We start from the raw sequence: 13,606 nt of genomic DNA, 5'->3' as shown, positions 1-13,606 counted from the left end.
CGGAACCGCTAGATCGGTACGAACGCGTTCGACGGTAACGGGGGAAGTGACTCGAGTCGCGATCGAAAATCCGCCGCGAAAACGAAGCGGTCGTCGCCGAGAGACGGGGGGCTGCCGGTCGACCCCGTCGGCCGCTGGCGCCGCGTTACTGGGACTGTTCCTGTGCCAGGGCCAGCTCGTCGAGGTCGACCTGCTGCTGGAGGAGGACCTCGGCCTGGTCGGCGACCTCGCGCTGTTCGCGCATCAGCTGTTTGAACTTGCTCTGGGGCGAGAGGTCGCCGATGAGGACGCCGCCGACGATCTTGCCGTCCTTGAAGGCGATGCGGCGCCACTCGGTGTCGCTGTACTTGCGCTCGGCGTGTTCGTCGCCGAGCGTCGGGTGACCGAACGAAAGGAACGGGAAGTCAAAGTGCGTGATGGAGTACGAGGAGACCCACTCGAACTCCTCTGCCTCGGCGTCGTTGGCCATGTTGACCGCGGCGACGCGACCCTGCTCCTTGGCCGAGCCCCACGAGCCGTTCTGGGCCTGATCGCCCAGCAGGACGTCGTAGAAGCGCGTGATGTCGCCGGCGGCGTAGACGTCGTCGACGTTGGTCTGCATGTACTCGTCGACGACGAGTCCGTTGTTCTGCTCGAGGCCGGCTCCGCGGAGGAACTCCGTGTTGAAGGTGAGGCCGATGGCGACGCCGGCGAAGTCACAGTCGTAGCGGTCACCGTTGGGGTCGACCGCGGCGGTGACGTGGCCGTCGTCGTCGACTTCGAAGCGGTCGACGCCGCTGTCGAAGACCGGTTCGACGCCGACCTCGCGCATGCCTTCGTGCATGATCTCGGCGCCGTCGGCCGAGAGCGCGTAGCGCCACCAGCGGTCGCCGCGCATCAGGTAGTCGGCCTCGATGCCCTGCGCGCCGCAGACGGCCGCGAAGTCGATGCCCAGCAGGCCGGCGCCCACGATGACGCCGCGGTCGGACTGCTCGGCGTGCTCGCGGATCCCGCGGGCGTCCTCGAACGTCCAAAAGTGGTGGACGCCGTCGGCGTCGCTGTTTTCGACCGGGAGCTGCGTCGGCGTCCCGCCGGTCGCGACCAGGAGCTTATCGTACTCGATATCGCCGTTGTCGTGGGTGTGGACGACCCGCTCGTCCGTGTCGACGCTCGTGACGTGGGTGTTCAGGGAGAGGTCGATATCGCGCTCGTCGTACCAGTCTTCCTGGTGAATCGAGATCGGGGCTTCCGGCAGTTTGCCCTTCGCGTGTTCCTTGATGAGAATGCGGTTATACAGTGGCTCCCCCTCATCGGTGATGACGGTAATCGTCGCCTCCGGATCCTCCTCCCGGAGGGTCTCGGCAGCCGAACTGCCGGAGATACCGTCACCGATGATCACGTAATGGGTCATATTCGGACCGTTCGTAATGCGGGTTAAAGTGGGTTGCTATCTCGTCTATTTTACCCATCGGGAGTTTCCCTGCAACAGTTGTATGCTGAAATCGGATTCGAACCTTCAAATCGGTAATCACACGTCGATCTTTCGTTTCCGATAGTTGACTTCGCAAGGTTTGCTGTTATCTCTGACGGTCACCCGTCCGAGCGAGCCGTCGGTATCGCGGCCGGCCTTCATAGTTGTCCGAACCGTTCTTTAGGCGCTGCTCCCTACATCGTCGCATGAAACTCCGTCAAAACGCGAAACACTTCGCCTATCGGAAGGCCCTCGAGACGCCGGGCGTCCGTTCGGTCGCCAACGCGGGGCTGGTCAGACTGCACACGAAAATCTTCACCGGGAAGGCCGACCCCGCTCACGCCGAGGAGCGAAAAGACCACCTCGACGCCCTCTTCGACGCGACGATGGATAGCTACCTGCGAGCGCTGCAGGAAGGGTTTTCCGAGGCCGAAGCCCGCGAGATCACCCACATTCAGGCCAACTTCGACTTCTACAACCACGGCTGGACCGAGATGATGGAGATTCCGGTCGACGAACTCGAGGCCCACCACGAGCGCTACGGCGACTTCTTCGAGCGATGGGATATCACGATCGACGACCCGCTCGGCCAGTTCGAACCGCCGGAGGGACTTCCCGAGGCGCCCTCGACGCCCGAAAAACTCGACGACCCCGAACACCCCCACGCGGAGGGCGGATTCGCCGACGACGTCTACGTCGAGACCGAGGAGGGTGACCTCGTCGTGGGCGGCCAGGACGAACCGGACGACGCCGACGTCTCGACGGCGGTCGATCTCGGGGACGAGGATATCGAAGCCGACTGACCGACTTCCGGTCCATTCTGCCGCGCCTACTCGCGATCGAGCCCGTATTTCCCACTGTCGTTTTCGACGTTTGTTCTCGTCTACCGGATAGTAATCTAACAGTAACAATATTGTTTGCAGATTTGTTTTCCGTCGATGAACCGACGAACGTATCTCGCGGCAGCAACGTCGGCGGCGGGACTCGGGCTGGCGGGCTGTGCCAACTCGCCCGCGCTCGACGAGGACGCAGAGAACGGCGACGACTCGTCGCCGCCGGCGAGCGATCCCGCCCCGGATTTCCCCGACGCCGCCGGAACCGTCGACGACTTCGAGGACCTCGAGGCATGGGCGGTCGCCGGCGGGACGCTGACGGCGGATCCGGACCGCGCCGCCGTCGGCTCGCAGAGCGCTCGACTGACGGTCGGCGAGACCGAGCAAATGGCCAGACTCACGAGGACGTTCGCCGACCCGCGCGATCTCACCGACGTCGTTCCCGGCGTCGCCGTCGCGGCGGACGAACTCGTCGTCCCGTGGCTCCGACTGGTCGACGACGAGGGTGCCGCGATCGAGTACCGTCGCGGAATCGTCGGCGACCTCCCCCTCGAGCGGTACAACTTCGGCGTCAGCGAGACCGATCCGGCGTTCGACGCGGCGAGCGTCCGGAAAGTGTCCCTGCGCCTCTGGACGGCCGAGGGGGACCGACGGACGGTCTGGTTCGACGACCTTCACTTCACGCCGCGGCCGGAGACGGGGCAGGTGATGATCCAGTTCGACGACGCACACGTCACCGACTACACGGAAGCGTTGCCGCGCCTCGAGTCGCACGACTATCCCGCGACGACGTTCGTCAACTCCGGGTACATCGGCGGCGGCGACGTCGGCGGCGATCCCCGATTGACGACCGACCAGCTCCGCGAACTCCGGGACGCCGGCTGGTGCGTCGCGAACCACGCGAAGAACCACCCGAAACTGCCCGAACTCGACGCCGACGAACAGGAGGCCCAGATCCGAGCGGGCAAGGAGTGGCTCGTCGAGCGAGGGTTCGAGGACGGCGCCGACTACTTCGCCTACCCGTTCGGCCAGTACGACGCGACGTCGATCGAACTCGTCGACGAGTACCACTCGATCGGCTTCGGCGGCGGCCCGCCGGCCCAGGGGTATACGACGAATACGAAACTGGCCTCCAGAATCGGCAATCCCAGCGCCGACCGCGTCCGGACCGCGCTCGAGCACACCGTCGAACGACGCGGAATCACCGGTCTCTTCTTCCACCGCCTCGAGGGCGACCACCTCGAGGCCTTCGAGACGATGATCGAAACGATCCGCGAGTACGAGTCGAAGGGCGAACTCGAGGTGATTCTCCCCCGGGACCTCGAGGAGCGGTTCCTGTTCTAAGGGCTCGACCCCGCGCCTATCAGGGGGAATCGGGCGGTGTCGGGATCCAAGCCGCTAAGTGTCCGGAGAGACCCATTTTAACAACGAGACGATTCGATGGCACTCGATAGCAATGATCGGTCGATCGCCGGCTTCACCATGGCCGGCCACGCGCTCGTCCACTGGTTCGAGACGTCGATCCCGATCTTTCTGGTGGTCTGGCTCGATACGTTCGACACCGGCGTCGCCCTGTTCGGACAGGTCGTCGCGCTCGGTTACGCGCTCTTCGGAATCGGCGCGCTGCCGAGCGGTATCCTTTCGGACCGATACGAGACCAAGCGGCTCATCCTGTACTGTCTCGCGGGGATGAGCGGGGCCTTCCTCATCCTCTCGTTCGCGAGGTCGGTCTACGCGATCGCCGTCGCCCTCGTCCTGTGGGGAGTCGCCGCCAGTATCTACCACCCCGCCGGGCTGGCGCTCATCAGCACCGGCGTCGAGGAGCGGGGCACCGTCTTCGCCTGGCACGGGATCGCCGGCAACGCCGGCATCGCCCTGGGCCCGTTCGTCACGGCGACGCTGCTCGTCGTCTTGGACTGGGAGCTCGTCGCGGCGATTCTGGCCGTCCCCGGCGTTCTCGCAGTGCTGTACGGCCTCAGCGCGTCGTTCGATCCGACGGCGGCCGTCGACGACGACGTCGACGCCAGCCCTGACGAGGCGCTGTCGGTCTCGGAACTGTTCGCGGAGACGCGGACGCTGTTCGCGAGCGCGTTCGCCGTCGTCTTCGCCATCGTGATGTTCGAAGGGCTGTACTACCGCGGGATGTTGACCTACCTGCCCGAGATCCTCCACGGCCTCGAGGCGATGGCCGGCTTCGCCGTCCCCGCGAGCCTCGAGGGGATCGAGCCGGCCGATTACATCTACGTTGGACTGCTGGTCGTCGGGATGGCGGGCCAGTACGCCGGCGGGAAACTGACCGACCGCGTGGCGCCGGCCCGCGGGATGATCGCCATCTTCGCCGTCCTCGCGGTGCTGGCCGTCGCGTTCGTTCCCGTCACCGGCATGGGGATCGTCGCGATCGCGGCGCTCTGTGGCGCCTTCGGGTTCTTCCTGTTCGCGATCCAGCCGTTCTACCAGAACGCCGTCGCGGTCTACACGCCCGCAGACAGTCGCGGGCTCTCGTACGGCTACACCTACCTCGGCGAGTTCGGCTTCGGCTCGGCGAGCATCGCCATCGGCGGCTTCGTCCTCGGCGGCTTCCCGCTCGCGGCGTTCTTCGCGTTGATCGCCGGCTTCGCCCTCGTCGGCGGCCTGCTCGCGGGCGGCCTACTGGTCGGTAGCGGGCGGCTCGCGACCGACGCGAGGGAAATCGAAGCCGAAGCGGACGATTGACACTGTACGGTTAGAGGGTCCGAACGGGACAGCGTACCGACGGCCGAAGGGACCGATCAAACGGCAAAGCGAGGGACGAATAGAACGGCTCCGTCGACTCGAGTCGCTGTTAAAACCAGTCCGGTTCGGCGTAGTCGGCCGTCTTGTGCTCCTCGGGCCAGATAGTCTGCTGGACGCCCGTCCCGTCGTCGTTCTCCTGCCACTGGAAGAACAGCGGGTGGACGTTGTCTTCACCGTAGATGACGTCGTGGGCGTGCTCGTGGCTCGAGTCGTGGAACTCGATGGTTCCGGTCGTCCCGGTAACGGAGATGTCCTCGAGTTCGCTCACCAGGTCGTCGGAGTCGAACGTTCCGGCCTCCTCGACCGCCTTCGCGAAGAGTTTGACCGCGTCGAACGAGATGTAGCCGGTGTAGACGGGCGCGGACCCGTCGTTCCTGCGCTGGTACTCGTCGACGAACGGCAGGGTCTTTTCGGTGATTTCGGTGGTCGGTGTCGCAAAGGCGTACCCGGTCGCGTAGCGGCAGGCGCCGTCGACCCTTCCGTAGTACGAGGACAGCTGCATCGGCACGTGAATTCCGTTGAAGGCGAACGGCCGTTCCGCTGGCCCCCAATCCATCACGGCCTGGGTCCCAGTGTGGGCTGCCGCAATGATCGCCGCGTCGGCTCCCGTCCGTTCGACCTCGTCGTAGATGTCCGAGAAATCGTCGGTCGCCGGTTCGTACCGCTTTTGCATCGCAACGTCGACGGCCGTGTCACCCAATTGGTTCTGGTACACCTCCCACAGTCTCTCGGTCCAATCGTAGTCTTCGACGAGGATAGCGACGGAGCCCCAGTCGAGTTCAGGTCCCATCTCGTCCAGAAAATCGATCTGGGTCTCGGCGAGGTTCACGTCGTTGATCGGACCGACACGGAAATGGTACTTGTACTCCTCGTACTGGTCGCTGACCATCTGGCTCGCCGCCGTCGTCGCGGAACCGACCGTGAGATGGGGGATCTCCTGCTCGGCAATGTCGTCCATCAAGTGAATGAGCACCTCGGAGGTGGCGACGCCGATCGTAACGTCCGCGCCTTCCTCGAGAACGAGCCGCTGGTACTGACGGCGTGCCTCGGGCGGACTCCCGTTCGTGTCGCCAATGGCCAACTCGACGGCTCGACCGTCGATTCCGTCGTCGTCGTTGAGTTGGTCGCGAGCGATTTCGGCACCCTCGACGATCGATTGCCCGGTGGAGTTGCTGTCCGGATCGGGTGCCAGAACGCCGATCGTAACCGGATCGATATCGGCGCTCCCCACGACCGATCCGACGGTCTCGATACAGCCCGCTAGTGAGAGACCGACCACTCCGCTAGCCGTCGTTTTGAGCACGTGACGGCGATCGAGATCGCGTCGCTGAGTAGCGCCAGCAGAAGTATTACCGTCCCCATTCCTGAGGGTATTGTCGTTCATATTGAACAGTTGTTTCGACCTACGTTTCTTAACGTTTGCGGAGAATAGCATGAGCAAGGGAAACAGTCCGGCAGGCACGACAGCAGAGAGAGTCTGTTAGAACCATTGATTTAATCCAGGATACATACTCGATATTCTCAGAATAATTCCTATTGCACCATTCATATACTATTGTCGTGGATTTAACAACACATACATTTATTGGCCTCCATTATCAGTACTGATAACTGCAGATCACCATTTATGTAGTAACGAAATCACCCGTACGCTATCATGGATTTCGTTCGACGGTTGGTGCCGACAGCTATCCGACGCAGGTATGCAGTGAAGTTCGGAATCGCGTTGTTGATTCTCGGGCTCTCGGTAGGGCTACTCGGAGCCGGTGCAACGGGAGCAATCACGAATCAGGTAGAAGACCGGGTTCAGGCAGATCACGCTTCTTCGGCCGAACAGGAAGCACAGAGCCTACAGATGTGGAACGAGCAGAACGAACACACGATCGGGACGATCGCCCGATCCGACGTCGTCGCCAGCGACGATCCGGAAACGATCCAGTACCGCTTCCTCGACTGGCAGGAGCACTTAGATGCTGACACGTTCGATATCTCCTACGTCGACCTCAACAACGACACCGTGACGGCGAGTACCAACGAGGCGTACCGCGATAGGGCGACTACCGAGATCGACAACGTTCCCGACGAGGCGTACTCGACGGCCACCGAAAACGTCCCCTGGGTCTCTGACGCCTACCTCGCCGAGGGCGGATTCGGTCAGAATACCACCGTGATCACCTACGTCCAACTCTCGGCCGAAAACGAGGACCGGGCGATCATCTACACCGCCAATCTCGAAGCCTACGCGAACCAGCTGCAGAACGATGACGGTGTCACGACGATGGTTCTTGACGGCGACAACGAGGTTATGCTCGATAACACGGAGGACTACAGCGAATCCCACGAGACGCTCGGCATGGCGTACGGTGGCAACACGGGTCTCTTGGAGTCCGCCCGAACCGAGGGAGCGACTACGCAGCAGGTCGACAGTTCGTCGCTGGCCTTCGAGAACAACGCCTACGACTTCGGGAACGAGGGCGAGTACGTCACGAGTTCTGCCCGTATCTTCGGTACCGACTGGGTCATCGTGACCCACGAACCGGCCGATCAGGCGCTCGGGTTCGTCACCACAATCGGTCGGTGGGGCGGCATCGCGACGATCGTGGGCGTGCTCATGATCGGTGTGATCGGCGTCGTCCTCGGTCGGAACACCGCCGTTTCGATCGACCGTCTCACCGAGAAGGCCAGCAAGATGGAAGAGGGCGACCTCAGCGTCGACCTCGAGACCAAACGCATCGACAACATCGGCCGGCTCTACGAGGGCTTCGACTCGATGCGCGTCGCCTTAGGCGAACAGATCGAAGAGGCCGAATCCGCACGCGAGGACGCCGAACGCGAGCGCGAGCGCATCGCGGAGATCAACGACCAACTCGAGCGGACGGCCGACGAGTACAGCGACGTGATGGAAGCGGCCGCCGACGGCGACCTGACCGCCCGGTTGGACGCCGAGACGGACAACGAGGCGATGGCGGAGATCGCCGAGGACTTCAACGACATGCTCGAGGAGATCGAGGAAACCGTCGCCGATCTCAACCGGTTCGCGACCGACGTCGCGACCGCCTCCGAGCAGGTGACCGCCTCCAGCGAGGAGGTTCGCTCCGCCTCCCAGCAGGTCACGGAGTCGATCCAGGAGATTTCCGACGGCGCCGAGCAACAGAACCAGTCGCTGCAGTCGGTCACCCAGGAGATGAGCGGCCTCTCAACGACCACCGAGGAGATCGCCGCCTCCTCGAACGAGGTCGCGGACATCGCCGAACAGACCGTCGACACCGGCCAGGAAGGACAGGAGGCCGCCCAGGAAGCGGTCACCGCGATGGACCAGATCGAGACCGAGGCGGAGGACGCCGTCAGCGAGATCCGCCGCCTCGAACAGGAGGTCCAGCAGATCGACGAACTGATCAACACCATTTCCGAGATCGCCCGCCAGACGAACATGCTGGCGCTGAACGCCAACATCGAGGCCTCCCGCTCGGCCGGCGGGAAGGACGACGAAGGGTTCTCCGTCGTCGCCAAGGAGGTCAAGGCGCTCTCCGAGGACGTCGCCGAGGCGGCCGACGAAGCCGAGGACCGCCTCGAGGCGATCCGCGAACACACCGAGCGGTCCGCGGACGAGGTCGAGGGCACCAGCGACCAGATCGAGGCCGCCAGCGAGCAGGTCACCGAGGCCGTCGAAGCCTTAGAAGAGATCGCCAACCTCGCCCAGGAGACCAACGTGGGCGTCCAGGAGATCTCCGCCGCGACCGAAGAGCAGGCCGCCTCGACGCAGGAAGTCGTCGCGATGGTCGACGACGCCGCGACGATCTCCGAGGAGACGACCACCGAGGCCGAGAACGTCGCCGCCGCCGCCGAAGAGCAGACCACGGCCCTGACCGAAGTGACCCGGTCCGCCTCCGACCTCTCCGGCCAGGCCGCGGAGCTCTCCGAAGCGCTCGACCGCTTCGAGACCGACATCAGTCGCGAGCAACTCGAGGACGACTCCGATTCGGACGCCGATGGCGATCCGACCGCCGCGACGAGTACGTCCGAGTTCGACGCCGCGGTCGACGCGGACGGAGACGAGTCACAGTCCGACGAGCAGACGCGGGAGTCCGAGCGCGACCAGCAAGGACAGGGAATCACCCTCTCGACCGACGAAAGCGAGACGTTCGAGTCGCCCGAGACGACCACCGAGCAGGCGACCGAACGCGACGCGGCACGGCCGACCGAGTCGTTCGAGGCCGAGCCGGCGGAAACCGAGTCCGACGACGTCGAGCCGGCCGCTGAGGCGGCCGATGCCGAAGCCGCGCCGGCTCCGGACGCCGACGCGGCGTCGTCCGAGTCGGACGAGCAGGCGTCGATCACGGACAGCGGATCGACGACCGAGGGCGAGATCGAGGCCGAGCCGACGCCGGCCCCCGCCCCGGACGATCTCGAGGAGTCCGACCGGTCGAACCAAGAGCCGACGGCCGACGATGAGACGACCGCCGGCGACGAACTCGGTGCCGAGGAGATCCTCGGGATCGACGACGACGGCACGGCCGCCAGCGACCCGGCAGCCGATGACGACGAGCCCGACGAATCGGCAGCCGACGCCGACCAGACCGACGGCTCCGAGGACGCCGTGACGGACGCGACGGATCCGCTCGCGGACGACGCGGACTCGGCGGTGGCGATCGAGCCGGTCGAAGACGGCGAGTCGGATGACGCTGAGACGGCCAGTCCCGACGAGACGGAGACGGCCGATACCGACGACACCGACGAGAACGACGACGTGTTCACGTTCGGCAACACGGACGAGTAGAGCGAACACGCGACTCGAGTCGTTTCGGGGCGATCAATTCCGGCGGTGATTCGCCGCCGGGCATCGCTGTCATTTTACCTACGATCGAAACGGGATCCGCGCTGAGCCGGGGCTCCAGTCGTGGCGAAGCCACCGCTCTCATCAGGGACGGCAGTACCAGTACCCACTCACCGCTCAGTGGTCCGCCGGCTGTCGAACCGAGACGCGGCGACTCGACTCGGAGACCGCCCGCGCACAACGCAGGCCGGTCTCGAGCGCGCCGCCGGCCCGTCGCTGGGGGAACTGCGGCTGCCGGACGACCGTCGCGTCGTAGAGTCCGTCGGGTGTGTCGATCGTGCGCTCGTTCGAAGACATCCCGTCGACGCTCGAGTGAACGCCGTCGGGAACCGGCTGCCGGATCCGCGTCGAGTCGACGGCGACGAGATCGTTCCGGTCGAACGCCGAGAACCGGGTCGCCAGCGCCTCGAGCCACCGCCGTTCGACCGTCGCGCTCGAGCGATCCTCGGCGACCGCTTCGCCGCCGTCGAGCAGGTAGTACTGGTGCCCGCCGGGCGCGTCGGGCGAGCGCAGCAGCGTCGGCGCGACGAGTTCGCCGAACGGGGCGTCGTCGACCATCGTCACGCGATAGGCGTCGGTCAGCGGCGTCTCGGCACTCGTCGAGACCCGCAGACAGGTCCGCGTTCGGAACGACGCCGACGGGGAACCCAGCGACGACTCGAAGCCCTCGGGGACGGTCGCCAGCACGATCGCGTCGACGGCGTGGCGCTCGCTCGCGCCGCCTCGGTCGACGGTGATCGACTCGACGGCGCCGTCCGTCGTCCCAAGTTCGCTCACGCGCGCGTTCGTCGTGATCCGCTCGCGACCGACGGCGTCGACCAGCGACTCGACGAGGACGGCCGCGCTCTCGGCGAAATAGCCCCGCATCTCCCGGCCGAACCGGGTCCGCTCCCGCCGTCCGCGACAGTGCTCGAGCACCCACGCGGCGCTGACGTCCGACGCCGCCGAGCCGAAGCGAGCCTCGAGCAGCGGTCCGTAGAACCGCTCGTAGACGGCGTCGCTCGCGTGCTCGCGGACGAACTCCGCCGCCGGGACGTCACCGTAGTCCGACGGCTCGTAGGCGTCGAACCGCGGCCGTCGCCGAGGGAGGCCGCGGCAATCGATCCCGCTCTGAAGCGTGGCGAGACGCGCGGTATCCGAAAGCGACAGCGGCGGGTAGGCCAGAAACTCCCAAGGCGCGTCGACGGGGTGGACAGTGCCGTCGACGTACATCGCCGTCCGGATCGGGCCCCACTCGAGGCGATCGGACAGGCCGAGTTCCGCGAGCAACTCGAGGACGGCCTCGTCCCCGGGACGGGTAAACGAGACGGGGACGCGCTCGAGCGGCGCAGCGGGGGTTCCGGACGGCGAAGGCGGAGACTGGGACGGTGAAGACGAAGTCGAAGGCGGGGTCGTGGCTGCGATGCCGCCTAGTTCGTCGCCCGGTTCGAAGACGCGAACGTCGTAGCCGCGCTGGCGGAGGCGATAGGCGGCCGCGAGTCCGGACAGCGATCCGCCGACGACGCCGATCATATCGAGTGAACGGGGGTAGCGACTCTTTGCAATTGCGGTCGGTCGACCGGCGGGCCGTCGCGGTCCGCTACCTTTTTGCCTGCCGTCTCGGAAGGAATCGGCATGCTCACCGTGCGGGCACCCGCGACGAGTGCGAACCTCGGGAGTGGCTTCGACGTCTTCGGTGTCGCCCTCGGCACGCCCGCCGACGTGGTCCGAGTCGAACGCGCGCCGGAAACGCGGATCACCGTGACCGGCGCCGGCAGCCAGTACATTCCGGAGGATCCGGAACAGAACACTGTCGGAGCGGTCGCCGACGCCCTCGACGCGCCGGCCCACATCAAGATCGACAAGGGCGTGCGCCCCTCTTCGGGGCTTGGCTCCTCGGCGGCCAGCGCGGCCGCCGCGGCCGTCGCGCTCAACGCGCTCTACGACCGCGGGCTCTCCCGGAAGGAGCTCGTCCCCGTCGCCGCCGAGGGCGAGGCGCTCGTCTCCGGCGAGGCCCACGCCGACAACGTCGCCCCCTCGCTGCTGGGCGGCTTTACCGTCGTCACCGACGACGGCGTCACGCAGCTCGACGCCTCGATCCCCGTCGTCGCCTGCCTCCCCGAGATGTCCGTTTCCACGCGCGACGCGCGCGAGGTCGTCCCCGATTCAGCCGCCCTCGAGGACGTCGTCGACACCGTCGGCAACGCCGCGACGCTGACCGTCGGGATGACCCGTGACGATCCCGACCTCGTCGGCCGCGGGATGGAAGACGCCATCGTCACCCCCGAACGCACCGCCCTGATCGACGGCTACGACCGCGTTCGCGACGCCGCCCTCGAGGCCGGCGCGACGGGCGTCACCGTCAGCGGCGCCGGGCCGGGCATCCTCGCGGCCTGTCACCGCCCCGACCAGGGCGCGATCGCCGGCGCGATGATCGACGCGTTCGACGCCCTCGGCATCGAGAGTCGCGCCTACCAGACCCGGATCGGCGAGGGCGCGACGCTGTACCGGGACTGATCGTCGATTCCTGGTTCCAGTCGTCTCGAGTAACCCATGGGGACCCGAACCGACGCCGCGCTCGCGACACTCGTTCTCGCCGCCGTCGGGATCGCGTTCGTCCTCGCCGACGCGTCGCTATCACCCCTCGCAGTCGCTCTCGGCGGACTCGGCACGATCGTCTTCGAACTCGTAGCCGCTCGCGCCTACGAGACCGTTCGGGACTACTGGGAACGACCGCTCGTGGAGGGACTGTCCCTCGTCGCGGCGCTGATCGTCGTCGCCGTCGGCGCCACCGCCGCACCGGAGGTCGTGTTGTCACTGTTCTGTGGCGGAGCGGTGACGTATCTCACGTTTCTCGCGCTCGTCGAAACAGGGATCGTTCCACCGCCGGAGACGTGGTGGTAGCCTCGAGCTACCGCGGTCTGCGAGCCGTCTTCCAGCGGCGTCCGTAGATCCGCGGAAGCGCGTTGACCTTGGCCCCGCGAACGTTCCCTGGCACGGTCGACACGCGCGTAGAGATGCCGGCCGGGAGCGGGCCGTAGGGCACCGATGAGACCGCAGTCGGGTTATTCGACACCGGTTTCCGGCCGGCGTAGCCGGAGCCTCGTTGCTTCGACTCGTACAGGGTTTCGAATTTCGAGTGTCCCTCGATGACCCCGTTCCGTGCCGTTTTGGCGGCCTTTTTCGCCTTCTGTTGGATCGCCGCGTCCGCCGCGTCGGGTTTTATTTCGTCGACGAACGATCTGACGTCCGCTGCTGCCTCGGAGTCGCCGGACGACTCGAGCGCGTCGGGACCGACGACATCCTCGAGTTCGGCCTTGAGTTGTCGTAACTCCGTCTGGAAATCGACGAGGTCGACGGTGTTCCAGAGTTCGTGAAGGTTGACGGCGCGTCGAATCGTGCTGAGATCCAGCACCTGGTCCGGATCCTTCTCGCGAATCGCGTCGGAAAGTCCGTCTAGCTCGAGGAGATCCGGTAGCGCCGACAGCTCGACGACGTCCGGCAGATTCTCGAGATCGATCGTCTCGAGGAGGTCGTCGACTTCCTCGACGACGTCCCACAGTTCGGCCGCCGTCGCCGACAGCGAATCGGACGGCTCGCCGTCGGCGGTTTCCCGGATCAACCGCTCGGTTCCCGCTTCGAGCCGGTCCGATAGTTGCTCGGCGGCAGATGGAGACGTCGTCTGGCTCATACGGAATGGAGGTGCTAGACGGAGATAACGGAGTCGCTTGCCGATCG

Annotated in this window: 10 protein-coding genes; 6 read left to right on the top strand and 4 right to left on the bottom strand. The window is 65.6% G+C overall.

The features are described from left to right. Positions 1–145 precede the first annotated feature (145 nt). Positions 146–1,390 (bottom strand): NAD(P)/FAD-dependent oxidoreductase, encoded by a 1,245-nt coding sequence (locus tag C477_RS07205; RefSeq protein WP_008893797.1) that lies wholly within the window; start codon positions 1,388–1,390, stop codon positions 146–148. Between the two features lie 266 nt (positions 1,391–1,656). On the opposite strand from C477_RS07205, the gene C477_RS07200 reads away from it, so the two are divergent. The 3 genes from C477_RS07200 to C477_RS07190 all read left to right on the top strand — a co-directional run bounded on the left by C477_RS07200 (position 1,657) and on the right by C477_RS07190 (position 4,995). Beyond that, a complete protein-coding gene (locus tag C477_RS07200) occupies positions 1,657–2,253 on the top strand; it encodes a DUF6149 family protein (RefSeq protein ID WP_008893796.1) in 597 nt (198 codons plus the stop codon). Positions 2,254–2,388: 135 nt separating this feature from the next. Beyond that, positions 2,389–3,627 (top strand): polysaccharide deacetylase family protein, encoded by a 1,239-nt coding sequence (locus C477_RS07195; RefSeq protein WP_008893795.1) that lies wholly within the window; start codon positions 2,389–2,391, stop codon positions 3,625–3,627. 96 nt (positions 3,628–3,723) lie between these two features. Next, complete coding sequence (locus C477_RS07190; RefSeq protein WP_008893794.1) at positions 3,724–4,995, top strand: MFS transporter; 1,272 nt, start codon at positions 3,724–3,726, stop codon at positions 4,993–4,995. 109 nt (positions 4,996–5,104) lie between these two features. Here the strand turns inward: C477_RS07190 and C477_RS07185 are convergent, their stop codons facing one another. After that, the gene (locus C477_RS07185; protein WP_169332646.1) at positions 5,105–6,439 is read right to left on the bottom strand and encodes an ABC transporter substrate-binding protein; all 1,335 of its coding nucleotides are present in this window, start codon (positions 6,437–6,439) and stop codon (positions 5,105–5,107) included. 273 nt (positions 6,440–6,712) lie between these two features. Between C477_RS07185 and C477_RS07180 the strand changes: the two genes are divergently transcribed. Further along, positions 6,713–9,832 carry a methyl-accepting chemotaxis protein gene (locus C477_RS07180; protein ID WP_049914389.1) on the top strand — a complete coding sequence of 1,040 codons (3,120 nt, stop codon included), beginning with the start codon at positions 6,713–6,715 and terminating at the stop codon, positions 9,830–9,832. A gap of 174 nt (positions 9,833–10,006) precedes the next feature. Here the strand turns inward: C477_RS07180 and C477_RS07175 are convergent, their stop codons facing one another. Next, positions 10,007–11,401, bottom strand: coding sequence for an FAD-dependent oxidoreductase (locus C477_RS07175; protein ID WP_008893791.1), 1,395 nt, complete (start codon positions 11,399–11,401; stop codon positions 10,007–10,009). Between the two features lie 102 nt (positions 11,402–11,503). On the opposite strand from C477_RS07175, the gene C477_RS07170 reads away from it, so the two are divergent. Continuing rightward, positions 11,504–12,385 carry a homoserine kinase gene (locus tag C477_RS07170; protein WP_008893790.1) on the top strand — a complete coding sequence of 294 codons (882 nt, stop codon included), beginning with the start codon at positions 11,504–11,506 and terminating at the stop codon, positions 12,383–12,385. 36 nt (positions 12,386–12,421) lie between these two features. Then, positions 12,422–12,772, top strand: a complete 351-nt coding sequence (locus tag C477_RS07165) for a hypothetical protein (protein WP_008893789.1) — start codon at positions 12,422–12,424, stop codon at positions 12,770–12,772. A gap of 7 nt (positions 12,773–12,779) precedes the next feature. Here C477_RS07165 and C477_RS07160 read toward each other — a convergent pair whose 3' ends face one another. Continuing rightward, a complete protein-coding gene (locus C477_RS07160) occupies positions 12,780–13,559 on the bottom strand; it encodes a hypothetical protein (protein WP_008893788.1) in 780 nt (259 codons plus the stop codon). Positions 13,560–13,606 lie beyond the last annotated feature (47 nt).

Origin of the sequence: Haloterrigena salina JCM 13891, assembly GCF_000337495.1 — an archaeon.
GTDB lineage: Archaea > Halobacteriota > Halobacteria > Halobacteriales > Natrialbaceae > Haloterrigena > Haloterrigena salina.
This window is presented reverse-complemented; position numbering and strand designations above follow the sequence as displayed.

Excerpts from the sequence above, each read along its gene's own strand:
- C477_RS07205 (WP_008893797.1), bottom strand. The coding sequence starts at position 1,390 with ATGACCCATTACGTGATCATCGGTGACGGTATCTCCGGCAGTTCGGCT.
- C477_RS07185 (WP_169332646.1), bottom strand. The coding sequence starts at position 6,439 with ATGAACGACAATACCCTCAGGAATGGGGACGGTAATACTTCTGCTGGC.
- C477_RS07200 (WP_008893796.1), top strand. The coding sequence starts at position 1,657 with ATGAAACTCCGTCAAAACGCGAAACACTTCGCCTATCGGAAGGCCCTC.
- C477_RS07170 (WP_008893790.1), top strand. The coding sequence starts at position 11,504 with ATGCTCACCGTGCGGGCACCCGCGACGAGTGCGAACCTCGGGAGTGGC.
- C477_RS07160 (WP_008893788.1), bottom strand. The coding sequence starts at position 13,559 with ATGAGCCAGACGACGTCTCCATCTGCCGCCGAGCAACTATCGGACCGG.
- C477_RS07180 (WP_049914389.1), top strand. The coding sequence starts at position 6,713 with ATGGATTTCGTTCGACGGTTGGTGCCGACAGCTATCCGACGCAGGTAT.
- C477_RS07165 (WP_008893789.1), top strand. The coding sequence starts at position 12,422 with ATGGGGACCCGAACCGACGCCGCGCTCGCGACACTCGTTCTCGCCGCC.
- C477_RS07195 (WP_008893795.1), top strand. The coding sequence starts at position 2,389 with ATGAACCGACGAACGTATCTCGCGGCAGCAACGTCGGCGGCGGGACTC.
- C477_RS07175 (WP_008893791.1), bottom strand. The coding sequence starts at position 11,401 with ATGATCGGCGTCGTCGGCGGATCGCTGTCCGGACTCGCGGCCGCCTAT.
- C477_RS07190 (WP_008893794.1), top strand. The coding sequence starts at position 3,724 with ATGGCACTCGATAGCAATGATCGGTCGATCGCCGGCTTCACCATGGCC.